The 22,836-nt window shown below is 73.3% G+C and carries 22 protein-coding genes and 1 pseudogene; 11 read left to right on the plus strand and 12 right to left on the minus strand.

Features of this window, described 5'->3' with window-relative positions; all coding sequences use genetic code 11:
- Positions 1 to 90: 90 nt before the first annotated feature.
- Both ACFV3R_RS00305 and ACFV3R_RS00310 read right to left on the minus strand, forming a co-directional pair.
- Positions 91 to 774, minus strand: a pseudogene (locus tag ACFV3R_RS00305) (DedA family protein); the annotation flags it as partial.
- A 213-nt stretch (positions 775 to 987) separates the two neighbouring features.
- The gene (locus tag ACFV3R_RS00310) at positions 988 to 1,791 is read right to left on the minus strand and encodes a MerR family transcriptional regulator (protein ID WP_385572929.1); all 804 of its coding nucleotides are present in this window, start codon (positions 1,789 to 1,791) and stop codon (positions 988 to 990) included.
- Between the two features lie 168 nt (positions 1,792 to 1,959).
- Between ACFV3R_RS00310 and leuE the strand changes: the two genes are divergently transcribed.
- The 3 genes from leuE to ACFV3R_RS00325 all read left to right on the plus strand — a co-directional run bounded on the left by leuE (position 1,960) and on the right by ACFV3R_RS00325 (position 5,121).
- A complete protein-coding gene (gene leuE / locus ACFV3R_RS00315) occupies positions 1,960 to 2,634 on the plus strand; it encodes a leucine efflux protein LeuE (RefSeq protein ID WP_385572931.1) in 675 nt (224 codons plus the stop codon).
- Between the two features lie 200 nt (positions 2,635 to 2,834).
- Positions 2,835 to 4,247, plus strand: a complete 1,413-nt coding sequence (locus ACFV3R_RS00320; protein ID WP_385572933.1) for a glutamate decarboxylase — start codon at positions 2,835 to 2,837, stop codon at positions 4,245 to 4,247.
- A gap of 280 nt (positions 4,248 to 4,527) precedes the next feature.
- Positions 4,528 to 5,121, plus strand: coding sequence for a hypothetical protein (locus tag ACFV3R_RS00325; RefSeq protein ID WP_385572935.1), 594 nt, complete (start codon positions 4,528 to 4,530; stop codon positions 5,119 to 5,121).
- A 114-nt stretch (positions 5,122 to 5,235) separates the two neighbouring features.
- On the opposite strand, the gene ACFV3R_RS00330 is transcribed toward ACFV3R_RS00325, so the two are convergent.
- From ACFV3R_RS00330 to ACFV3R_RS00345, 4 genes are all read right to left on the minus strand, one after another.
- Positions 5,236 to 5,550 (minus strand): hypothetical protein, encoded by a 315-nt coding sequence (locus ACFV3R_RS00330; protein ID WP_385572937.1) that lies wholly within the window; start codon positions 5,548 to 5,550, stop codon positions 5,236 to 5,238.
- Between the two features lie 86 nt (positions 5,551 to 5,636).
- Complete coding sequence (locus tag ACFV3R_RS00335) at positions 5,637 to 5,870, minus strand: chaplin (protein ID WP_385572939.1); 234 nt, start codon at positions 5,868 to 5,870, stop codon at positions 5,637 to 5,639.
- 259 nt (positions 5,871 to 6,129) lie between these two features.
- The gene (locus tag ACFV3R_RS00340; RefSeq protein ID WP_385572941.1) at positions 6,130 to 6,540 is read right to left on the minus strand and encodes a rodlin; all 411 of its coding nucleotides are present in this window, start codon (positions 6,538 to 6,540) and stop codon (positions 6,130 to 6,132) included.
- Positions 6,541 to 6,754: 214 nt separating this feature from the next.
- A complete protein-coding gene (locus ACFV3R_RS00345) occupies positions 6,755 to 7,588 on the minus strand; it encodes a chaplin (protein WP_385572943.1) in 834 nt (277 codons plus the stop codon).
- A 585-nt stretch (positions 7,589 to 8,173) separates the two neighbouring features.
- Here ACFV3R_RS00345 and ACFV3R_RS00350 point away from each other — a divergent pair.
- On the plus strand, positions 8,174 to 8,677 hold the full coding sequence (locus tag ACFV3R_RS00350; protein WP_385572945.1) for a DUF5949 family protein: 504 nt from the start codon (positions 8,174 to 8,176) through the stop codon (positions 8,675 to 8,677).
- 73 nt (positions 8,678 to 8,750) lie between these two features.
- Here ACFV3R_RS00350 and ACFV3R_RS00355 read toward each other — a convergent pair whose 3' ends face one another.
- The gene (locus ACFV3R_RS00355) at positions 8,751 to 9,614 is read right to left on the minus strand and encodes a helix-turn-helix domain-containing protein (RefSeq protein ID WP_385572947.1); all 864 of its coding nucleotides are present in this window, start codon (positions 9,612 to 9,614) and stop codon (positions 8,751 to 8,753) included.
- 316 nt (positions 9,615 to 9,930) lie between these two features.
- Between ACFV3R_RS00355 and ACFV3R_RS00360 the strand changes: the two genes are divergently transcribed.
- Positions 9,931 to 10,422 carry an ATP-binding protein gene (locus ACFV3R_RS00360; protein ID WP_385572949.1) on the plus strand — a complete coding sequence of 164 codons (492 nt, stop codon included), beginning with the start codon at positions 9,931 to 9,933 and terminating at the stop codon, positions 10,420 to 10,422.
- A gap of 37 nt (positions 10,423 to 10,459) precedes the next feature.
- Here ACFV3R_RS00360 and ACFV3R_RS00365 read toward each other — a convergent pair whose 3' ends face one another.
- Positions 10,460 to 10,696, minus strand: coding sequence for a DUF397 domain-containing protein (locus ACFV3R_RS00365; protein ID WP_385572951.1), 237 nt, complete (start codon positions 10,694 to 10,696; stop codon positions 10,460 to 10,462).
- 300 nt (positions 10,697 to 10,996) lie between these two features.
- On the opposite strand from ACFV3R_RS00365, the gene ACFV3R_RS00370 reads away from it, so the two are divergent.
- Complete coding sequence (locus tag ACFV3R_RS00370) at positions 10,997 to 12,712, plus strand: bifunctional 3'-5' exonuclease/DNA polymerase (RefSeq protein WP_385572953.1); 1,716 nt, start codon at positions 10,997 to 10,999, stop codon at positions 12,710 to 12,712.
- A gap of 109 nt (positions 12,713 to 12,821) precedes the next feature.
- On the opposite strand, the gene ACFV3R_RS00375 is transcribed toward ACFV3R_RS00370, so the two are convergent.
- A complete protein-coding gene (locus ACFV3R_RS00375) occupies positions 12,822 to 14,081 on the minus strand; it encodes an acyltransferase family protein (RefSeq protein ID WP_385572955.1) in 1,260 nt (419 codons plus the stop codon).
- 287 nt (positions 14,082 to 14,368) lie between these two features.
- A complete protein-coding gene (locus ACFV3R_RS00380) occupies positions 14,369 to 14,809 on the minus strand; it encodes an RNA-binding S4 domain-containing protein (RefSeq protein WP_385572956.1) in 441 nt (146 codons plus the stop codon).
- Positions 14,810 to 14,995: 186 nt separating this feature from the next.
- On the opposite strand from ACFV3R_RS00380, the gene ACFV3R_RS00385 reads away from it, so the two are divergent.
- The 3 genes from ACFV3R_RS00385 to ACFV3R_RS00395 all read left to right on the plus strand — a co-directional run bounded on the left by ACFV3R_RS00385 (position 14,996) and on the right by ACFV3R_RS00395 (position 19,571).
- Positions 14,996 to 16,255: an EfeM/EfeO family lipoprotein gene (locus tag ACFV3R_RS00385; protein WP_385572959.1), complete on the plus strand. Its 1,260-nt coding sequence runs from the start codon at positions 14,996 to 14,998 to the stop codon at positions 16,253 to 16,255.
- Positions 16,252 to 17,514: an iron uptake transporter deferrochelatase/peroxidase subunit gene (gene efeB / locus ACFV3R_RS00390; protein WP_385572961.1), complete on the plus strand. Its 1,263-nt coding sequence runs from the start codon at positions 16,252 to 16,254 to the stop codon at positions 17,512 to 17,514. The genes ACFV3R_RS00385 and efeB overlap by 4 nt, the downstream gene beginning before the upstream one ends.
- A gap of 179 nt (positions 17,515 to 17,693) precedes the next feature.
- Positions 17,694 to 19,571, plus strand: a complete 1,878-nt coding sequence (locus tag ACFV3R_RS00395) for a phospholipase C (protein ID WP_385572963.1) — start codon at positions 17,694 to 17,696, stop codon at positions 19,569 to 19,571.
- A 384-nt stretch (positions 19,572 to 19,955) separates the two neighbouring features.
- On the opposite strand, the gene ACFV3R_RS00400 is transcribed toward ACFV3R_RS00395, so the two are convergent.
- Complete coding sequence (locus ACFV3R_RS00400) at positions 19,956 to 20,789, minus strand: type VII secretion system-associated protein (protein ID WP_385572965.1); 834 nt, start codon at positions 20,787 to 20,789, stop codon at positions 19,956 to 19,958.
- A gap of 378 nt (positions 20,790 to 21,167) precedes the next feature.
- A complete protein-coding gene (locus ACFV3R_RS00405; protein WP_385572967.1) occupies positions 21,168 to 21,740 on the minus strand; it encodes a hypothetical protein in 573 nt (190 codons plus the stop codon).
- 25 nt (positions 21,741 to 21,765) lie between these two features.
- Between ACFV3R_RS00405 and ACFV3R_RS00410 the strand changes: the two genes are divergently transcribed.
- Both ACFV3R_RS00410 and ACFV3R_RS00415 read left to right on the plus strand, forming a co-directional pair.
- Positions 21,766 to 22,350, plus strand: a complete 585-nt coding sequence (locus ACFV3R_RS00410) for a hypothetical protein (RefSeq protein WP_385572969.1) — start codon at positions 21,766 to 21,768, stop codon at positions 22,348 to 22,350.
- A gap of 3 nt (positions 22,351 to 22,353) precedes the next feature.
- Complete coding sequence (locus tag ACFV3R_RS00415) at positions 22,354 to 22,668, plus strand: hypothetical protein (RefSeq protein WP_385572970.1); 315 nt, start codon at positions 22,354 to 22,356, stop codon at positions 22,666 to 22,668.
- Positions 22,669 to 22,836 lie beyond the last annotated feature (168 nt).

The raw sequence follows: 22,836 nt of genomic DNA on the forward strand, positions 1-22,836 counted from the left end.
GGTCTCGTCGTGGCGCGTGTACCGGTCGTGCGTGTCCTGCCCACCCCGACTGCCCCACTCGCCGGAAGTGTAACCACGATCGAACCCCCGTCCGGACCAGTCGTTCTCCGGTTCGGGCCGGGCGGCTTCCGCCGGCGCCGCCGGGCCCTCCCGGCGGGCCTTGGCGCGGGCCCGCAGGTACTCGACGGCGATCGGGACCACCGAGATCAGCACGATGAGGACCAGCATCGCCTCGATGTTGTCGCGCACCAGGGCGATCCCGCCGAGGGCCGCCCCCAGCAGCGAGACGCCCACGCCCCACAGGACGCCGCCGATGAGGTTGAAGACCACGAAGGAGCGGTAGTCCATGCGGCTCACGCCGGCGATGATCGGCGTGAAGGTGCGCACCACGGGCACGAAACGGGCCAGCACCAGCGACTTCGGCCCGTGCTTCTCGAAGAACTCGTGCGCCTTGGCGACGTTCTCCTGCTTGAACAGCCGGGAGTCCGGACGGCTGAACAGCGAGGGCCCCACCTTGCGCCCGAAGAGGTATCCCACCTGGTCGCCGAGGACGGCGGCGAGGGCCACCAGGACGCACACCAGCCACAGCGGCTGGTGCAGCTTGTGGGTCGTCACCAGCATGCCGGTGGTGAACAGCAGCGAGTCGCCCGGCAGGAAGAAGCCGATGAGCAGGCCGGACTCGGCGAAGGTGACGACCAGCACACCGATGAGCCCGAAGGTACTGATCAGGTAGTCGGGGTCCAGCCACTGGGGGCCGAGCGCGAGTGTGTTCACGGGGGGAGGGCTCCTGGGGATGCGGGCGCCGGCGTCGGGCGGCAGCAGTACGGGCGCAGGGGCGCGGCCCGACTCCAAAGTACCAACGGGGCAACGGCGGCCCCCGTTCCCGCCGGCCGCCCGCCCGGGCCCGCAGGCCGCCCCGGGCCGCCGCGTCCCGGGGCCCCGCCCGGCCGCGTCCCCGGGCCCCGCGTTCCCGGCCGGCCGCTCCGGTCAGCCCTCGCCGTCCCCCTCCTGCCGCGCGGTGTTGGCCGCGATCGCCTCGCACACGTACGCCGCCAGGCCCGGGGCGATCGCCTCGTAGACGGCGGTGAACCGCGGGTCGCTCACGTACGTCCGCCCCAGGTCGCGGTGGGTCTGCGGGGAGCAGGTGTAGTAGTGGTCACAGATGTGGCGGCGGTGGCGTTCGGCCAGGTCTGCGGCGGCCCCGGAGCGCGCCGGGACGCCGGCGGCGAGCAGCTCGGCGAGGGCGTGGTGGATCTCCGTCATGCCGTCCACCGCCCGCCGCCAGTCCTCCTTGCCGTACCCGGCGGTGCGGCGGCGGGACTCCCGGTAGGCGTCGGTCGTCCCCCAGCGGCGGCGCACCTCCTCCTCGTGGACCTCGGGGTCGGCGTCGCCGAACACCTCGAAGCGCTCCTGCGGGGTGAGGTCGATTCCCATCCTGTGTGCCTCCATGGCGTGTGCGACGGCCTCGGCCATCTTCTGGAGCCGGGCGACCCGGTCGGTGAGCAGGGCGTGCCGGCGGCGCAGGTGCGCGTGCGGGTCGGCGTCCGGGTCGTCGAGCAGCGCCGCCACCTCGCCCAGCGGGAAACCCAGCTCGCGGTAGAAGAGGATGCGCTGGAGCCGGTCGAGGTCGGCGTCGCGGTAGCGCCGGTGGCCCGCGGTGTTCCGGGCGCCGGGGACCAGCAGGCCGATGCCGTCGTAGTGGTGCAGGGTGCGCACGGTGACGTGGGCACGCGCGGCCACCTCCCCGACGGAGTACGTCCGGCCGCCGGCCGGCCCGCGGTGCGGCTCCATGTGCGTCTCCTCACGTCCCGGCAGCACGTCGGGCAGCGGTCGGCCGGTCTGCGGCCCGGTGCTTCCCGGCTTTCGCCCCCCACCGTGCCGCCTCACGTCGCGTGAGGGGCAAGTCCGGATCGCGGATGGCCGCTGCCGGTGCCGGGGTGGCTGTGGCATTCTGCGGCCATGCTGGGCATAACGGATCTGCCGACGTATCTCGCCGGGCTAGCGGTGATCATCCTGTTGCCGGGCCCCAACTCGCTCTACGTCGTCTCGGTCGCCGCGCGCCGCGGCCCGAAGGTGGCCTACACCGCGGCCGCCGGGGTCTTCTGCGGCGACGCCGTGCTGATGACGCTGTCGGCCGGGGGCGTCGCCTCCCTGCTCAAGGCCAGCCCCCTGGTCTTCGACGTGGTGAAGTTCGGCGGCGCCGGCTACCTGACCTGGCTCGCCGTGGGGATGCTGCGCGGCGCGGCCAAGCTGTGGCGGGAGCGCCGGGCGCGGCAGGCGGAACTGCGCTCGGAGGCGGCGGCCGAGGAGCGGCAGGAGACGCCCCGGGAGGAGCGGCCCTACCGGCGGGCGCTGGTGGTCAGCCTCCTGAACCCGAAGGCGATCCTCTTCTTCATCTCCTTCTTCGTGCAGTTCGTCGACCCGCACTACGCGCACCCGGTGCTGTCCTTCGTGACCCTGGGCGCGTGGGCCCAGCTCTTCAGCTTCACCTACCTCACCGTCCTCATCTTCAGCGGCACCTACCTGGCGGCCACCTTCCGGCGCCGTCGCAAGCTGACCGCGAGCCTCTCGGCCACGGCCGGCCTGGCCTTCCTGGGATTCGCGGCGAAGCTGTCGCTGAGCAGCGCGGGCTGACCCCCGCGGCGCGGGCGACGCGTCCACGGCAGGGCGCCGGAACCCGCGCAGGGGTGAACGGGCTCGGCACATCGGCCCAGCGCCCGGCGGATGGACGGGCGGGCCGCCGTGACCGCCCGTAACGTCGGCAGCGTCCCGCGGTCCGCTCCCGTCCGCACCGCCGGCCCGGGCCGCCCCTCCTCCAGGCCAGGAGATGCCGCATGGCGCTGCACAAGGGCGACCGCGCACCGTCAGGTGACCGGCCGCGTCGGGTGAACCCCTTCTACGGCGAGGCCGACCCGGTGGGCGGGATGACCGCCTCGCCGCCCCGCCACCGGCTCCCCGACGACCCGCTGTCCCCCTCGGTGGCGCACCGTTTCGTCCACGACGAGCTGATGCTGGACGGCAACGCGCGGCTGAACCTCGCCACCTTCGTCACCACGTGGATGGAGCCGGAGGCGGACCTCGTGATGGCGGAGTGCCGGGAGAAGAACATCGTCGACAAGGACGAGTACCCGCTCACCGCCGAGTTGGAGCGGCGCTGCGTGGCGATGCTCGCCGACCTGTGGCACGCCCCCGACCCGGACACCACCATCGGCTGCTCGACCACCGGCTCCAGCGAGGCCTGCATGCTCGCCGGCATGGCGCTCAAGCGCCGCTGGGCGCAGCGCAACGCCGACCGCTATCCCGCCACCGCCCGGCCCAACCTCGTCATGGGCGCCAACGTGCAGGTGTGCTGGGAGAAGTTCTGCACCTTCTGGGAGGTCGAGCCGCGCAGGGTGCCGATGGAGGGCGACCGCTACCACCTCGACCCGGCGGCCGCGGCGGAGCTCTGCGACGAGAACACCATCGGGGTGGTGGCGATCCTCGGCTCGACCTTCGACGGCTCCTACGAACCGGTCGCCGAACTCTGCACGGTGCTGGACGACCTGGCCGAGCGCACCGGCCTCGACGTGCCCGTCCACGTCGACGGGGCCTCCGGCGCCATGGTGGCCCCCTTCCTCGACGCGGACCTGGTCTGGGACTTCCGGCTGCCGCGGGTGGCCTCCATCAACACCTCGGGGCACAAGTACGGGCTGGTCTACCCGGGCGTGGGCTGGGCGTTGTGGCGGGACCGCTCGGTGCTGCCGGAGGAACTGGTCTTCCACGTCGACTACCTGGGTGGCAACATGCCGACCTTCTCCCTCAACTTCTCCCGGCCCGGGGCCCAGGTGGCCGCGCAGTACTACACCTTCCTGCGGTTGGGGCGGTCCGGTTTCCGCGCCGTCCAGCAGACCGCACGGGACGTGGCCTGCGCGATGTCCGACGCGATCGGGGAGATGCGCGAGTTCCGGCTGCTCAGCCGCGGCGACCAGTTGCCCGTCTTCGCCTTCACCACCGCCGACGGGATCGAGGCCTTCGACGTGTACGACGTCTCGCGCCGGCTGCGTGAGCGCGGCTGGCTGGTGCCCGCCTACGCCTTCCCGCCGAACCGCACGGACCTGTCGGTGCTGCGGGTGGTGTGCCGCAACGGCTTCACCCTGGACCTGGCCGAGCTCTTCCTGGCGGACCTGCGCGGCCTCCTGCCCGACCTGAACGGTCAGCAGGGGCCGGCCGGAGCACCGCGGAACATGGCCACGGCCTTCCACCACTGATCAGGGCCGGCCCCCGCCTGCCCCGGCCGGCAGGCGACGGCCGTCCGAGGGCCCTTCTCCCGCGGAATGCAAGGCCGGCGTCACACGTACAGGTGATGCAGCCCACGAACCCGGCAAGACGCATCGGTCGGGGTGTTGTGTGGGCAAATGCCGTACAGCAGTCACTTTCCGTATCCGGGCGAACACACTGGGCGTGCGGTGGGTGCGGTGTGCGGGACCACGGGGCGACACACACGGGGACGACGGACACGACACGGGGATGACACGGCCGAGGTGAGGGATGTCTGGTATCGGGAAGGTCAGCCGGCCCGCGGATACCGCAAGGGCGCTGCTGGCGGCGGGTTACGAGAGGCTGGGGTGGCCCCTCTACCGCGGGGTGCCGGCGTGCGCCTGCACCAGCAGACCGCGGAACTGCGCCAACCCCGGAGGGCGGCTGGTCGGCGGCCGGCAGCAGCCGGTCCCGGCCCGGGCCCTGGGCGACCACCTCTCCCGCCACCCCGACGACGCCCTGCTCACGGTCTGCGGCGGCCGGTTCGACACGGTGACCCTGCCGCGTGACGTCGGCTCCGCCCTGCTGGTGCAACTGGACCGTCAGGGGGACGCCTTCCCCGCGCTGTGGAGCGGCGACCGGGAGCTGACCCTGCTGGTACGCGCCGGGTCGACGGTGGCACTGGGCGAGCTGCTGTCCGAGCGGGCGCGGGCGGTACTGCGGCTCAGCTCCACCCGGACGACGCTGCCGCTCCCGCCCACGCACGGCATGGCCTGGGACACCCCGCCCTGGGACCCGGCCACGGGCACTCCCCGGCCGCTGCCGTCGGCCGGCGCCCTGCTGCTGCCGTTGCGCAGCACGGTCCGGCTGTACGCCCGGGGCTGAGCCGGGGGCTGCCGGGCGTCCGGGGCGGCCTCCCGGTCCCGCTCGGGCACGGGAGGCGGCGGCGGACCGCCCCGGAGGCGGGCCGGCCGGGCGGTCGCCTCCGAGGTGCGGTGGTCAGTGTCCGCCGAGCCCGACGCCACCGAGCAGGGCGCTGCGGTGGAGCCAGTCACTGGTCTGTCCCAGCAGGGCGTGGGCGGTCTCGTGCTCGTGGACGCCGCGGGCCGCGTCGGCGACGGTGTGGCGCAGCGGGTCGACGCGCACCAGCTCCATCGGGTTGCTGTGGACGGCGTCGACCAGGATGTTGTCGGCGTTGAAGTTGCCGCTGGTCATGGTGGACTGGGGGCCGGACGCCGCGAAGGCGGGAGCGGTGGCGCCGAGGGCCGCCGCGACCGATCCGGCGACCACGGCGAGGGTTCGCATGTGCTGCATCGGAAGAGCCTTTCGTCGGGCAAGCCGCGGGGCCCTGGACACGTGGCGCGTGCCCGGGGCCCCGGCGACGAGAGAGATGCGTCGAGTCAGTCGTTGACGCAGGTGTTGCCGAACGCGGGGTTCAGCAGACCGATGACGTTGATGGTGTTGCCGCACACGTTGATCGGGACGTGCACCGGCACCTGGATGACGTTGCCCGAGATGACACCCGGCGAACCGATGGCGGCACCGCCGGCGCCCGCGTCGGCGAACGCCGGGGTTGCGGCACCGGCCGTGATGAGGGCGCCTGCGACAACGGCGGCAGCCTTCGTGTACTTCACTTTCAGCCCTTTCCGCAGCGGTGTTCGTGTCGGTCACGGATCTCGTGCCGGACGGGCGATTCCCATGCCCGTAACTCCGCTGGCGAAAGACCTAACGAAAGCCCGGTGACAAACGAAACGCGGTGGCAGGGATTTTTCCCGTTTCCCCCGCTCGGAGTATCGGACGAATCACCGGTTGACGCAGGAACGGCAGACGGCCCGGCACACGGACGAGAAGTCCGTCTGCCGGGCCGCGGCACAGGCGGGACGTGGCGTGCCGTCAGTGGTTGCCGGCGCCGTTGCCCGAGAGGATGGGCAGGTCCTCCAGGATGTGTGAGAGCGCCTCGTCGCCCTTCTGCTGGGTGGAGTTCTCCGTGCACTGCTGGGTCTGCGGGCTGGAGAGCACGTTGATGTCCTGTACGGCGATGTTGAGGAGGCCGAGGATGGACCCGACGTTGGCCTTGGCCGGCAGCGCGATGCAGGGCTTGTTCAGGGAGCCCTGGATCAGCGCGAACTGGGGGCTCCAGTTGCCGTGGGTGGTGGAGTTGCCGTAGCTCTGCGCGGCGCCGTTGCCGTTGACGGAGGTCGGGCCGTAGTCGTTGCCGATCGCCATGGCCTGGGGGGCCGCCGCGGCGGTCACGCCGGCGACGGAAACGGCCATCGCGGCTCCCGTGAGAACCTTCTTGAACACGTGATCTACCCTTCTCGAAGCGGACTGCCCGTTTCCGGTGCGTCCTGCTCAACTCGGCTGCGCCTGCCTGGTTCCTGGCTTTCACTCATACGATGCGGAGCCCGAACGGCGGCCGGATGATGGTCTGTTCATGTGGCCGGCGGTGCGGACCGTGCCGGGTGGGGCCGAGCCTGCCCGTCGACGGCACGGTCGCGGACGCACCGCGTACGGCTGGTCAACGCAGCGCGCCGGCCCGCCGCTTGAGGAGTACGCCGCCCAGCAGCATCCCGCCGGCCAGCGCGGCGACGAGGCCGGTCTGGCCACTGACGCCGGTGGCAGCGAGCTCCGGACGCTCCACGGCCGGGCGTGCCGGCGTCATGACGTGGTGGGCCGGGGGGTTGTGCCGCACCTCGTGGTGGGAGGCCGGCGGCTGGACGTGGCCGGGCCGGTCCGGGTGGTGGTGGTGCGGCAGGCAGTGCTGCGGCGAGCAGTGGTGCGGCGGCCGGTGCTCGTGTCGCACCGGCGGGCGGTGGGGGCTCACCGTGTCGCAGTGGTTGCCGAAGACCGGGTTCAGCAGGCCGACGACGTCGATGCTGTTGCCGCAGACGTTCACCGGCACGTCCACGGGGATCTGTGCGAGGTTCCCCGAGCCGACGCCCGGGGAGTGGGCCGCCGTGCCGGAGGCCTGCGCGCCGCCGTCCCGGCCGGCGCGGTCCTGCTCCGCGGCGGCCGGCCCGCGCGAGTGGACGGGGCCGTGGCGCTCGGTGTGGGCCGGTCCGTCCTCGTGGCGCACCGGTCCGTGCGGGTGGCCGCCGCGACCGCGGTGGGCGCCGGGCGTGACGCAGGTGTTGCCGAACGCCGGGTTGAGCGCCGAGATCACGTCGACGGTGTTCCCGCACAGGTTGATCGGTACGTCGATCGGCACCTGCACTGCGTTGCCGGACACCACACCCGGTGAGCCGGCGGCGGCGCCCGCGGCCTCACTGTCCGCCAGGGCCGTCCCGCTGTTGATGAAGATGCCTGACGCCGCCGCCGCGACGAGCGCGCCGGTCTTCAGGGTCTGCCGCATCGTGTCTTCTCTCCTCCGGTTTGCCGCACCCGGGCGCCTCGCCCGGGCCCGGGCCCGGCGTACCGGCGCCGCGCGCCGGCCCGCCGGGCCCCTCAGCCCCTCACGCGAGAGCACCGGTCCGGCCGTGGGCCGGCGGCTCGCCGGCCGGGGCGGGCGCAGGTGCCGGGACCACCTGCGCCCCTCGCCCACGGCGGTGACGCGGGGCCGGGTCCGGCACGTACCGGTGGGGTCCACAGGCGACCACGTCCGCCAGGTGGCCGGTTCTCGTCGCGATTGACGCTCCGCATAACGACCGCGGCCGAAGAGAGGAAACCCGCTTCCGGGTGGTATTCGGCGAATCACCCGATTGACGCCGATCGGTGGAATCCTCCCGTCTGCCCACCGGCACCCGTTCCCGCAGGCCACGAGCGTGACGGGGAGGTCGCCGGCGGCCCTCGGGCCTCCCCGGAGCGGGGGACGGCAAGAGGCGTGGCGTCAGTACACCCGAGCGAGCGGGACACGTTCGAGGTGTTTGCGGGGCCGAACTCGCTCGCGCAGGTGAACACGGGTCCGGCCGGGGCCGGCGGCGCACTAGGGTCCCCGACCATGACCTCACGCGATGCCGCACCCGCCGGCGGCCGGGACAACGTGTTCGGCACTCTCACCGTCCTCGGGTGGAGCGGGCAGAACCCGCAGGACGGGGCCGAACTCGCGTTCCTCCTCGCCTACTCGCTGGGGGACGGCTCGGCAGGGCAGGAGGCGACGACGCGCGCGCTGCGGACGCTGCTGGAGGGGGCGGGCCTGCCGGTGGGCGGTGAACTGGTCAGTGTCGCCGAGACCCCGGGGGTGCCCGTGACACTGCTGGTCGAGGCAGGCCAGGCGGTGCTCACCATGCCGCAGTTCACCGCCCAGTACCCGGCCCCCGCCCAGTGGGTGGACGCCGCCGTCAAGCGGGGCGAGGTGTACTTCATGTTCGCCACCCGGCCGTGGCCGCGGGGTGTGCCCGGGCAGGTCGTCACCGAGGAGGACCTGCGGACCTTCGTGGCGGACGAGGAGATGCTGACCAGTTCGGCGCACTGCATGCTCCCGGTGCGGACGCTGCGCCGCTGAGCCCCGGCCCCTGCCCGGCCCGCGCCGGTCGGCCGCCCCGCGGTCGGCCGGCGCCGCCGCGTGTCCGGCGGCCTCACATGAGCTGGAGCATCCCCCGCAGCAGGTCCCGGGTCTCGGCGGAGCTCGGCCCCTCCTTGCCGAGGGCGTCCATCACCTCGGAGTAGGCGCTCACCTCGTCGGCCTTGTCGAGGTAGAGGGCGCTGGTGAGCTGCTCCAGGTAGACCACGTCGGGCAGGTCGGCGTGCGGGAAGCTCAGGACGGTGAAGGCGCCGCTCTCCCCCGCGTGGCCGCCCATCCGGAAGGGCAGCACCTGGAGCGTGACGTTGGGGCGCTCGGAGACCTCGATGAGGTGGCGCAGCTGGCCGCACATCACCTCCCGTCCCCCCTGGAGGCGGCGCAGGGCGGCCTCGTCCAGGACGCAGTGCAGGTGGGGGGCGCGCTCGTCGAGGAGCAGCTTCTGGCGTTCCTGGCGCAGGGCGACGCGGCGGTCGACCTCGGCCTCGGAGGCCTCCGGCAGGCTCCGGGCGATGACCGCCTGGGCGTACTCCGGGGTCTGGAGCAGGCCGTGGACGAACTGGACCTCGTAGGTGCGGATCCGGGAGGCCGCCCCCTCCAGGCCCACGTAGGTCTGGAACCAGCCGGGGAGGACGTCGCCGTAACGGTGCCACCAGCCGGCGACGTTGGACTCGCGGGCGAGGCCGAGCAGGGCCGCGCGCTCCTCGGCGTCCGTCACGCCGTACAGCGTCAGGAGGTCCTCGATGTCCCGCGGTTTGAAGCTCACCCTGCCCAACTCCATGCGACTGATCTTCGACTCGGAGGCGCGGATCGCGTAGCCGGCCGCTTCCCGGCTTATTCCGCGCGACTCCCGTAGCCGTCGCAGTTGGGACCCCAGCAGGATGCGCCTCACCACCGATCCGCCCGACTCGTTTCCGGACACTGGCCCTCCCGTGAGCCGCCCTCGTGCAGATGTGCCACCGAAGTGTGCCACGGGTGGGCTCCGTTGCGTGCTCGTGCGATTACGGAAATCACCACGGAGGCCGTGATTCCGCTTGCTGCCGGAGCGCAACCCGACGAACAAAAGGGATGGGTGGCGCGAAACGGTCGCGGTATCTCAGGTGCACGTGCATCTGCTCTTGCATCCCCCGGGGGCTTTCGGGAGCATGGACGCGCAGCGCATGCACGCTCGTGATCATTCCGCCGGATACGCATCGCCGCCCGGGCCTTGACGTCCGCGAACGCCAGGAGTGCCTCGCATGGGGACCACAGTTTCGGCCATGCTCGCGCCGTTATGGCACGGCTTCCCCCCCGACGTTCCCGCGCACCGGACCCAGTCCGCCTCCTGGCCGCTGCCCCCGCACCGTGAGGCCGTCGGCCAGGCACGGCGCTTCGCCCAGGAGACCCTGGTCGGTTGGCGGCTGGGGAGCGAGGACCTGCTGGACGGCGTCACCCTGGTCGTCTCCGAGCTCGTCACCAACGCCCTGCGCCACGGCCTGCCCGGTCTGTGCCCCGACACCCCGTCGAACGAGGCCGGCCGACTGCTCCTGATGCGCTGGGCCGGGTACCTGGTCTGCGCGGTGCGGGACGCCAGCGACGCCTCCCCCGTGCCGGGCGGTCAGGCGGACTCGTGCGCCGAGTCCGGCCGCGGCCTCCAGCTCGTGGAGTGCTTCAGCGACGCCTGGGGCTGGCACCGGCTGACCGACGCAGCGCACGGCAAGGTGGTCTGGGCACGCTTCCGCCTGACCTGAGCCCGAAGGCCGGCCGCCGCCAGAGGCGGCCGGTCGCTCACTCCGCCATCAGGTGGTCGAACTCCCCGTCCTTGACCCCGAGGATCATCGCCCTGACCTCGGCCGGCGTGTAGACGAGGGCGGGCCCCTCCGGGAAGCGCGAGTTGCGCACCGCGACGTCGCCGCCGGGCAGCTTGGCGAACTCCACGCAGGTGCCCTGGGAGTTGCTGTGCCGGCTCTTCTGCCAGACGACCCCCGTCAGCTCCGAGGCGGCCATGCCGTTGTGGTGGGGCACTGGACTCTCCCGGGATAGAACGGTGACGGTACGCCGACCCGGCGGGCCGAGTGGTGGACGGGTGCAGGCCACACTGACCAACTGCCGGGGATCATAACGTCGATGGCCGTACGTCTGCACGGGCGTCTGCAAGCACATCTGCACGTGCACGACCGCCCGTAGGCGCCTTGTCACGGCGGGTCGAACCTGGCCCTGCGGTGTTGGCCCAGTGCGTCGCCCCGGTCACCGTGGGCAGCCGCCGAACCCGTCCCCGTCCGGCGTTCCGGCCCCTTGTCAGAGCCCGGTGGAAGACTTCACCTCATGAGGTGGGCGGTGGCTCCGGGGCGCGAGGGCGGCGCGGTGCTGTGCCCGCTGGGGGCCGACGGCCGGCCCGCGGGCCCCGTCCGCCGGGAGCCGGACCTGGCCACCGCTGTGCTCTCCCGGCCCGAGGTGGACCGCTGGGTGTGGCGCTGCACCACGGACGTCTACCGCCCCCTGCTCCGGGCCGGGGTGCGGGTGGCGCGCGCCTACGACGTCGAGGCCGCGGAGGCACTGCTCATCGGGCACGAGGAGGGACAGGCCGGACAGCCGAGGTCACTGGCCGCCGCCTGGGCACGGTTGCGGGGGCTGCCGGTCCCCGACGACCCGCCGCCGCGGACCGCACAGACCCAGCCCTCGCTCTTCGACCCGGGCCCGGTGCCGCTGCCCGCCGGCGTCGACCCGTTCGAGGCGCTGCTGGAGGTCTACGCGGCGCAGGTCGCCCGGACCCGGCGGGCACGCCACCCGGAGCGGCTGCGGCTGCTGCTGGCAGCGGAGTCGGCCGGGACCCTGGTGGCCGCGGAGATGGCGGCGGAGGGGGTGCCCTGGCGCGCGGACGTCCACCGTGAGCTGCTGGCCGAGCTGCTCGGCGAACGGTACGGCGGGGGCGGGGAGCCGCGGCGTCTGGCGGAGCTGGCGGAGGAGGTCTCCCGGGCGTTCGGGCCGGGGGTGCGGGTCCGCCCCGACCTGCCGCAGGACGTGGTCCGGGCCTTCGCGGCGGCGGGCGTCAAGCTGGGCTCGACGCGGAAGTGGGAGCTGAGCGGCATCGACCACCCCGCGGTCGCGCCCCTCCTGGAGTACAAGCGCCTCTACCGGCTGCACACCGCCCACGGTTGGGCCTGGCTGCGGAGTTGGGTGCACGAGGGCCGGTTCCGTCCCGAGTACCTGCCCGGCGGCACGGTCTCGGGGCGGTGGACCACCAACGGCGGCGGCGCCCTGCAGATCCCGAGGGTGGTGCGGCGGGCGGTGGTGGCCGACCCCGGGTGGCGGCTGGTGGTGGCCGACGCCGCACAGCTGGAGCCGCGGGTGCTGGCCGCCGTCTCCCGGGACCGGGGCCTGATGGAGGTGGCGTCCGGGGGGCGGGACCTCTACGCCGACCTGGCCGAGCGCTCCTTCGGCGGGGACCGGGCCCGGGCGAAACTCGCCCTGCTGGGGGCGGTGTACGGGCAGACCTCGGGCGACGCGCTGACCCACCTGGCGGACCTGCGGCGCCGCTACCCCGCAGCCGTCGGGTACGTCGACGCGGCGGCCCGTGCGGGCGAGGAGGGCCGGCTGGTGCGCACCTGGCTCGGCCGGACCTCTCCGCCGGCCTCGCTGGAGCCGCCCGAGGAGGCGGGGCTGCCTCAGGCCTCCGCCGAGAGCACGTACGGCCCGGACGCACCGGCCCGGGCCCGGGGCCGGTTCACCCGCAACTTCGTGGTGCAGGGCAGCGCGGCCGACTGGGCGCTGCTGATGCTGGCCGCCCTGCGGCAGACGCTTGCCGGCGGGCGGGCCCGCGGGGTGTGGCGCGAGGACGAGGCGGGGATGCGGGCCCGGCTGGTGTTCTTCCAGCACGACGAGGTGATCGTGCACTGCCCGCAGGAGGAGGCACCGGCCGTCGTGGCCGCCGTCCAGGAGGCCGCCGACCGGGCGGCACAGGTCGTCTTCGCCGGCACGCCCGTCCGGTTTCCGTTCACCACCGCGGTGGTGAGCTGCTACGCCGACGCCAAGGAGGACTGAGGCCGGGCCGCGGCCGGCGACCGGTGTGCCGGGAACAGGCGGAGGGGGCGCGTGCACCGGTGGTGCGCGCGCCCCCTCCGTCAGGTCCGGAGCAGGTGTCCGGGGGAGTTCAGCTGCCGACCCGGTGCCGCGCGGCGGCGCCCGGGTCCCGGCGGAAGGCCCAGTTCATCTTGGGTTCCATGGCGAACCGGAACACCTTCTGCACCGGCGGCGTGCACAGCACGGTGACGACCGCACCGGCGATGAGGGTCACGACGACCGCACCCCAGGGGGTGTGCAGCCAGTGCACGTCGTACCAGTTCCAGAAGCGGGAGCCCTTGGCGAGGAAGCCGTGGAGCAGGTAGCCGTAGAGCGTGCCGGCGCCCAGCGCGGTGCACCACATGCGGCGGCCGGGGACCCAGGCCAGGAAGCAGGCGGTCAGCACCATCGAGCAGCCGAACGTGGCGAGGGTCATCACCACGCCGCTCCACCACGGGGCGCCCAGCTCCTGCGCCGCGTCCCGGTGGTAGAACCAGGCGGCGTTCATGCGGGGGGCGGCCCAGTAGGCGAAGACCAGCGCGAGCGCGAAGACCGGCACCGCGGCGATCCGGACGGGCCAGCTCCGCACCAGGCTGAAGTGCTCCTTCTTCAGGTTCAGGCCGAGGACGAAGAAGGGCAGGAACTGCAGCAGGCGCTGCATGTCCAGGTCGTTGCCGATCTCGGGCGAGACCGAGGCGAGGGCCGCGATGGCCAGCGCGAGCGGAACGGGCCAGCGCACGACCTTCCACAGCGGGGTCGTCAGCCGCCACACGAACAGCACCGCCAGGAACCACGTCAGGTACCAGGGGTCGAGCAGGCTGACGGGGTACGTCGGGTCGTCGTCCGCCCAGCGCTTGAAGAGGGTGTACGCCGTCTCGAAGAGGATGTACGGCACGGCGACACCGGTGATCAGCCGCTGGAGCCGGTCGGCACGCATGTCGAAGCTGCGTGACATGAAGCCGGATATGACGGTGAACGCCGGCATGTGGAAGGCGAAGACGATCAGGTAGAGCGCGCTCGCCGTCCGACTGCCGTCCCGCAGCGGCTCCCAGGAGTGCCCCATGGCCACCAGGACGATCGCCAGGTACTTGGCGTTGTCGAAGAACGCGTCGCGCTGCTTGCCGGGCGTCGCCTGCGGCTTGCCCGCATGGCCCGTGGTCCGCGGGGTACGCGCGGTGGCAGCCGTTCTCGTCAGCGTCGCGGTGGCGCCCGTCCCGGCAGCGGTGGCCGTGGCGTCCTGCTCCACCGAGGGGGCCGGCCGGGAGCGGGGCACGAAGCCGGTCTGCGTCTGCTGGGCCTCGGGCAGCGGCGAGCGCCTGTTTCCGGCGGGGGGGACGATCTCACTCGTCATGTGACCTCCCGGAGGCAACCCAGAAGGCTTCGCCCTCGTCTAACAGAGAATGTGCGGTGAGTGGCAGCTTCGAACATCGCACGAACCCTAGCCCCGCCGTCGCAGTGCCGTAAATCCCAACAGCCCCTTGCACAGGAACATCACAGTCCGCACCGGTCTTTCTCAGCCAGTGCACAACCGCGCCGGGCCGCCCGTGCGAGGCGCCCGCGCAACCCGGCGCAGGGGGCGTTGAAGGGCCGGCCGTCCACCGGCCGGGCTCCGCAGCCCCGGCCCCACGCCTCGCGGCGTCAGTCCTCCTCGCCCCGCGCATCCCCGGCGGAGCGACCGCCGTTGCCGCGCCGCGGAGCCAACCCCATGGCGCCGCGCAGCCGTTCGGTCTCACGCCGGTCGCGCTTGGTGGGCCGGCCCGCGCCCCGGTCCCGCACGGCGATCACCGGCACCTCCTCGCGCGGAGGCGGCGGCGGGCTGTTGTCCACGTACGCCTCGGCGGCGACCGGCGCCCCGACCCGCTTGCGCAGCAGGTGCCGCACCACGACGATCCGCTCCCGCCCGGCCTGGCGCAGCCGCACCTCGTCCCCGGGGCGCACGTTCGCCGCGGGCTTCACCCGCTCCCCGTTGACCCGCACATGGCCGCCGCGGCAGGCCGTCGCCGCGGCCGAGCGCGTCTTGGCGAGCCGGACCGCCCAGATCCAGCTGTCGACGCGCACGCTCGTCTCGTCCTCGCCCATGACTCCGACTCTAGGTCTTTCTTCTGGATCAGGCCGGACCGGGGAGCGGCGTCTGGTGGCCGCCCGGCGAGGGGTCGCCGGGCGGCTCGGGCCGCGCTACGCTCCCGTCCCACCACCCAGTCGTTCACCCGCGCTTCACCACGCCGTCGCCCCGCGGCGACGTACCGCCCGTCTGCAGTCCCGAGCATGAGCTCTCCGCGTCAGTACGGCAGTCCCAGGAGTCACCGCGTGTCGGACACCGAACCACCCCCCCGGCGGAAGTGGCGGCCGGTGGTGATCACCGGTTGCGCGGCGGTCGTCGTCGCCGCCGTGGTCACCGCGGTCCTCCTGCCGGACGGTGCACCGGACGACGCGCGGGGGACCGCCGCCGGCGGTGTGCCGCACACCTCGGTGCAGGTCTCACAGAGCGGGTGCGGCTCCGGCTGGCGCCGGCCGCACACCGGGACCCAGGTCTTCGACCTGCACAACGTGGCCGGGGTGGCCACCGAGGTGTACCTGACCGACGCCCGCAGCGGCGCCGTGCTCGGGGAGGTCGAAGGGCTCGGCCCCGGCACCACCCGCCCGCTGCGGGTCCGGCTCGGGGCGGGCTCCTACGCCTTCAAGTGCCTGCCGGACGACGCGGACGCCGTGACGGGTGAGACGGTGCGGGTCAGCGGCGGCGGCTCCCCGGGGCCGGCCGCCCTCCCCGTCAGCCAGCACGACCTCATCCCCGCCACGCTCGACTATCAGAAGTGGGTCGGGCGGCGCATGGACGAACTCGCCGACCGGGTCGGCACGCTGCGCGCCGCCGTGGACCGGGGTGACCTCGCGGGTGCGCGCCGGGACTGGCTCACCGCCCACCTGGTGTACGAGCGGATGGGCGCGGCCTACGGCGCCTTCGGGGACGCCGACGGCGCGATCAACGGGACCACCGCCGGGCTCGCCGACGGCGTCCACGACAAGGACTTCACCGGGTTCCACCGCATCGAGTACGGCCTCTGGCACGAGGACTCCACCACCGGCGTCCGGCGCACGACCGCGCAACTCGTCAAGGACGTCGAGGCGTTGCGGGAGAGCTGGGCCCAGGAGCGCATGGACCCGCTGGACATGGGGCTGCGCGCCCACGAGATCCTGGAGAACACCGTCCAGTTCGAGCTGACCGGCCGTACCGACTACGGCAGCCACACCAACCTGGCCACCGCCCGCGCCAACCTCGACGGCACCCGCGCGGTCCTGGACCACCTGCACCCGATGCTGACCGCCCGCATCCCCGGGCAGCTGAAGAAGATCGACTCCTGGCTGGACCGCACCCGGCACACGCTGGACGGTTTCGCGCACGACGGCCACTGGGAGGGCCTGGCGGAGCTGAACCGCGCCGACCGGCAACGGGTCGACGCGGACGTGAACGAGGCGGTGGAGCGGCTGGCTCCGGTCGCCGCCGTGTTCGACGTACGGAGGACATCGTGACCTGCCCGCACACGCCGCAGGGGCTGCGCAGGCGCGGCTTCCTGCGCGGCGCCGCAGCAGGCGTCGGCGGGGCCGCGGCCGGCGCCGGCCTGGTGGCCGCCGGCCACGGCGCGACCCCGGCCGCCGCCTCGGACACCGCACCGGACGGCGCCGGGCCCGCCCGCAGGCCGTTCCACGGCACTCACCAGGCAGGCGTCACCGCCGCGCCCGGCCGCGCCTGCGCGCTGGTCTCCTTCGACGTGACGGCCGAGAACCGCGCCGAGCTGGCCGATCTGCTGCGCACGGTCACCGACCGGGCCCGGCTGCTGACCTCGGGCGGCGCCCCGGACCCCGTCGGCATCACCGCGCCGCCACCCGACTCCGGGGTGCTCGGTCCGGACGTGCCGGCGGACGGGCTGCTCGTCACGGTGGGTGTCGGCGCCTCCCTGTTCGAGGACCGCTTCGGGCTGGACCACCTGCGGCCGCGGCGGCTGAAGACCATGCCGTCCTTCCCCGACGACGACCTCGACCCCGACTGGTGCCACGGCGACCTCAGTGTGCAGTTCAGCGCCGACCAGCCCGACACCGTGCTGCACGCGCTGCGCGACGTGGCCCGCCACACCCGGGGCGGCATGCAGGTCCGCTGGCGGATGGACGGGTTCACGAGCCCGCCGCGGCCCTCGGGCGCGCCCCGCAATCTGCTGGGGTTCAAGGACGGGACCGCCAACCCCGACACCGCCGACCGCCGGGAGATGGAGCGCCTGGTGTGGGTCGGCAAGGGCTCCGGGGAACCGGCGTGGGCCCTCGGCGGCAGCTACCAGGTGGTGCGGCTGATCCGCATGCTGGTGGAGTTCTGGGACCGGGTCTCGCTCACCGAGCAGGAGCGGATGATCGGCCGCAGCCGGGACAGCGGCGCCCCCCTGGACGGCGACCGGGAGAGCGACACCCCGCGGTACGCCCAGGACCCCAAGGGCGACGTCATCCCGCTGGACGCGCACATCCGGATGGCCAACCCCCGCTCGGCGCCCACCGACGACCAGCGCATCCTGCGGCGGGCCTACAACTACGACCGTGGCGTGGACAGCAACGGCAACCTCGACATGGGGCTGCTCTTCTGCTGCTACCAGCAGGACCTGACGCGCCAGTTCGAGACCGTGCAGAAGCGACTGGCGGGCGAACCGCTGGTCGACTACATCAGCCCGTTCGGCGGCGGCTACTTCTTCGCCCTGCCCGGCGTGCGCTCCTCCGAGGACTGGTTCGGCCGGACGCTGCTGGGCTGAGGGCCGCGGGGCGTGCTGGGGACGGGCGGCCGGGGAGGGCAAAGGGCTGCCCGAGCTGCGGCCAACCCCTTGCTGACCACCCGTTCACCCGGCCGTCATCCGGACGCCGTGTGGGCTTACCGACCGGACTACAGGATCCGTGAGGAGAGGCCCACACCGCTTTCGGGAGGACGAACGACATGGCTGGTACAGGCAGACAGCGCGGCGCCAGGCGCTCCCTGGCACGGGCGGGCGCCCTGGTCGGCGCCGCCGCCCTGGCCGTGGCCGGAGCGGTACCCGCCACGGCCGCCACGGCGCATCCCCCGCACGACGCCCGGACGACGACGCCCATCAAGCACCTGGTGGTCCTCTTCGACGAGAACGTCTCCTTCGACCACTACTTCGCCACCTACCCGCAGGCCGCGGGCACCGACGGCACGAAGTTCACGGCCGCCAAGGACACGCCCAGGGACATCGACAACCTGCGGACCGCGGGGCTGCTGAAGAAGAACCCCAACCAGTACACCCCCAAGCGGCTGACCCCGGGCCAGGCGGTGACCTGCGACCAGAACCACAGCTACGGCCCCGAGCAGTACGCCTACAACGGCGGCCGGGCCGACAGGTTCGTGGAGAACACCGACTCCGGCAAGTGCTCGGGCAACCTCTTCGGCGAGCCCGGCCTGGTGATGGACTACTACGACGGCAACACCGTCACCGGCCTGTGGAACTACGCCCAGCACTACGCGCTCAACGACCGCTCCTTCTCCAGCACCTACGGTCCCTCGACGCCGGGCGCGCTCAACCTGGTCTCCGGCCAGACCCACGGCGTGGTCTCCACCGACCCGTCCTCCAGCACCGAGCACCCGCGGCAGACGGCGAAGCCCGACGCCTACACCTCGGCCTCCCCGGACGACAAGGGGGTCGGCACGGTCGTGAACGACCCCGACCCGGCCTACGACGACTGCTCCGACAGCGACCACACCAGCAAGAACGCCCTGGCCAAGATGACCGGCCGCAACATCGGCGACCTGCTGAACAGCAAGGACGTCACCTGGGGCTGGTTCCAGGGCGGCTTCCGCCCCAGCACGCCCTGGAGCGGCAAGGACGGCGAGTACGCCAAGTGCGGCGGCACCACCCACGCCAACGTGAACGGGGCCTCCTCCGTCGACTACAGCCCGCACCACTCGCCGTTCCAGTACTACGCCTCGACCTCCAACCCGCACCACCTGCCGCCGAGGTCGGTCGCGGAGATCGGGCACGGCGGGCAGGCCAACCACAACTACGACCTGACCGACTTCGACGCGGCGCTCCGGGCCGGCTCGATGCCCGCGGTCAGCTTCCTGAAGGCCCCCGAGTACCAGGACGGTCACGCCGCCTACAGCGACCCGGTCGACGAGCAGCACTTCCTCGTCGAGGAGATCAACAAGATCCAGAAGTCGCCGGAGTGGAAGGACACCGCCGTGGTCGTCGCCTACGACGACTCCGACGGCTGGTACGACCACGCCTACGCCAAGCCGGAGAACGGCTCGAAGGACACCGCCACCGGCTCCAACGGCAAGGCCACGGACAGCCCCGCCTGCCAGAGCGGCCCCGCACCCGCCGGTGGCTACGCCGACCGCTGCGGCCCCGGCACCCGCCAGCCGCTCCTGGTCATCTCCCCCTGGAGCAAGGTCAACCACGTCGACCACACGGCCACCGAGCAGACCTCGATCACGAAGTTCATCGAGGACAACTGGGGCACCGGCCGCATCGGCGACCACTCCTTCGACGCGCGCGCCGGGAAGCTGGACTCGATGTTCGACTTCCGGCATCCCAACAACCGGCAGGTACTGCTGAAGCAGGACGGCTCCGTCGCCTCCACCGGCCCCGTCCCCGACCACCCGGCCACCGGCGGCGGCAGCGGCACCCGACCGCAGGGCGGCCTCTCCGACACCCCGGCCACCGAGAGCCTCGCGGAGACCGGTGACGCGACGCCAACCACGCCGATCGCCGTCGGAGCCGCAGCCGCCGTCCTGCTCGGCGCCGCGGTCGCCACCTACGCGGTACGGCGGCGGGGACGCGGCGGCGGGACCGCCTGACGTCCGACAGCCCCCTCCCGCCGTCGGGGGGCGGCGGGGACCGGACGGACGGAACCGAGGGCCCGGTCGCGCGACCGGGCCCTCGTGCTGTGCCGCGGACGGGCGACGGCAGTTCCTCCGCCCCGGCGACCGGGTGGGGGGAGCCGCCGTTCAGCGCTGTCACCGGGGACGCGGCAAACCGAGGAGTGCTTCCGGCACCACCGGAGCCCGCCGCAGGCTCAGCCCCCGCTGCAAGGGCGCCCGCTCTCGTGCGGTGGGTGGCGAGGAGGAGCTGCCCGCGGAGACGCCTTGCCGGGGCGGCGGAGCAGCCCCGGCCGGTCACGGCGGGCCGGCCACGGGTCTCCTCGTTCCGGCCGCAGCCGGGAGCCGCGGCCGGGGCGCTTCTCAGACGGCGTCGGTCCCCGCCGCGTCCACCTCTTCGACCTTGTTCTTCGGGCCCGCCTTTGCCGTCTTGCGGGCGGTCCCCTTCTTCGCGGCCGGCTCCTCCCTGGCGGTGACCGGCTCGGCCGGGACGCCGCCGACGCTTATCCGGGAGCCGGACTCCTCCTCGTCCGCGCCCCCGTTCAGCGCCTCGCGGAGCGCCTCGGTCTCCACCGTCATGCTCACCGGCGCGGACGGGTTGAGGTAGAGCAGGTGGCCCTCGGGGAGCCGGTCGAGGACCTCGGCCACCGACATCAGCTCGAACGCCAGCCGGCCGGACATGTGGAGGTACACCGGGGAGGTGAACACCGGGACCACCGGCGTCTCCCCGTCCGGCGCGGCGGCGACCAGCGGATCGCCGTCGGCGGTGACGAACACGGCGAGCTCGGGCAGCGAGGCCAGGGCGGACGTCACGTCCTCGCCGGGGCCGTAACCGGTGGCCGCGAGCTGCACGGCGGCGTCCGCCGCGTCCGCGGGCTCCGGCCAGCCGAGCGCGGTCGGGGAGGGCCGGTAGTCCTCGTTGTCCCGCCACTCTGCGATCTCGCCGTCCTGCCCGGAACGCCACTGCCCGACGACGGCCCAGGCGGGGGGTGCGCCCTCGCCGGACCAGGTGGGGTCGACCATGCCGAGCCAGTGGTCGGGGGCCAGCTTGGCCGCCTCCCGGATCGAGTCGGGGACGGGCGGCATGTTCTCCGTGGCGCCCTCGATCTCCTCGGCTGCCTCGCCGGCCGCCGTCTCCTCGGCGTCCACGGCCGTCTCCTGCTCCGCGGCGTCGTTCTGCTCGGTCGCCTTGCTCACGTTTCCCTCATTCTGTGGTGCGCTTCGTCGTGGGTGCTGGGGGTGGCGGGGTCATGTCGTGCGACGCGCGCCCGCGTGGTCGGTGCCGGGAACCGGCTGGGTAAGGGTCCTTGCCATATGAGCGTCCGATGAAGCCGCGTGATCCGGTGCCGTGCATCGCAAGGCGCCGGAGAGTCCTCGTAGCGGAGCTACCAGGGCTTTTCGGCAACGCCGAGAGGTGCGGTGCCAGACCACGCGACCCGGGCGGGCCTATGGCAAGGACCCCTAAGGCCGTGGGCGTCCACCGTGCCGGGGAGGGCCGGAGGTTCCGGTGCCCCGGACGCGGCGGGGAACCGCAGGGTCGCACAGCCGGGGAGGCCCCGGGACGCAGGGGCCGCCTCACCGGGCTCTCCCGCGGCCGGTGTTCCAGTCGTCCGGGTGGGGGTAGTGGCGCTCGTCGATCACGGCCACGGGTTCCCCGGTGGCCGCCCTTGTCGGACCACCCTCGTAGTCGTGGGCGAGGAGCAGCGGCATCGGCTCACCGGAGGGGCCCTCGCGCAGGTGGATGAAGGGCCCGAGGTCGTCGTAGAGCTGGCGCAGGCGCAGGGATGTCGCCGCCACGTCACCCAGGGCGTACGCGACCGTGTCCAGGCCGAAGCGTTCCGCGAGGTGCTGGGCCCGCACCCGCTGCCCCCGGCTCTCCAGCATCAGCAGGCTGCGTGCCCTCTCCATGGGCAGGTGGTCGGCCATCCGCCGCGCGTCGGCGTCCGGGGACGGCACCGGGCCGCGCCCGGCGTAGATCACCCGCTGCAGGCCGGTCAGTTTCTCAGGCAGTGCGTAGACCTCGCCGACCAGCCGCCCGTCGGGGCGTCGCTGCCACTGGACCCAGAACTCCACCTGTCCGAGGCGGCGGTACGCGTCCAGGCGCCGCTTGATGTCCTGGTTGCTGAAGCGGGCCAGCGTCTGGTTCACCCCGTCGGAGCCCCGGAACTGCTGGTTGAACAGTTCCTCGGAGTGCGCGCTGTCGCGCCGGTCCTGCGGCCGTGCCGCTTGCGGCCTGCGGAACTCCTCCCGCTCCGGCTCCGGCCTGTACCGGGGTTCCGGCTCCGGCCTGTACCGACGCTCGGGCTCCGGCCTGTACCGGGGCTCCCGCGCCGACCGCGGGCTCCGGGTTTCCACCCGCACGATCTCCGGCTCGTCCCGGCTCGCCGGCTGCGACTGCCGCCTGTACCGGGGCTCCGACTGCGGAGTCCTGGTCTCCACCCGGACGGTCTCCGGCACGACCCGTGGCCTCGGTCGCGGCTCGGCCTGGGGCCTCGGCTGCGGCTGCGGCTGCGGCTGCGGCTGCGACCTGGGCTTCGACGCCGACGAGCTCGTCTTCTTCGGCTCGGGCTTCCGGGCCTTCCCGGAGGGCTTCGCCTTCTTCCGCACCAGCACGGGCTCCGACGTCTTCACCGCCGCACTCTTCCTCCGCTCCACGCTCAGGCGCCCTCCGAAGAGCGACCGTGTCCTCGACTGGGACTTCGGCTGTTCCCGCTCGGCCGTCGACCGCCGCAGCTCCTCCTTCGACACCCGCACCTGACGGGTGGGCAGCTCCCGCGCCCACCTCGGCACGGCCTCCACCACCTCGACCTGCTCCGACTCCGACTCGGACGGCTCGGACTCGGACTCGGATCCGGACTCGGACGGCTCGGGTTCGGACTCCGACTCCGTCGAGTCCGACTCCGATGCGGACTCCGGCTCCGACTCTGCGTACGTCCGGCGTTGCGGCCTCGCCGGGATCTCCTCCCACCTGGGCAGCCCCGACTCCGACTCCGACTCCGACGAGTCCGACTCGGGCTGCTTCGGCTGCCACTGCGATTCCACGGGCTCCGGACCGGACCGCCCGGCTCCTCCGTAGGGTGCCGACGGCCGGGAGTCCGCCTCCGGCACCGGACCCGTCGCCGACCGCTCCCACCGCGACTTCGCCGTCTCCGGCCGGGACTGCTGCGGCGACTCGGCCTGGGGCCTGTGCTGGGACGCGGGCCTGGGCTGCGGCTCCGTCCTCGGTTCCGGCACGGCCCGACCG

Origin of the sequence: Streptomyces sp. NPDC059740 (assembly GCF_042733155.1) — a bacterium.
Classification (GTDB): Bacteria; Actinomycetota; Actinomycetes; order Streptomycetales; family Streptomycetaceae; genus Streptomyces.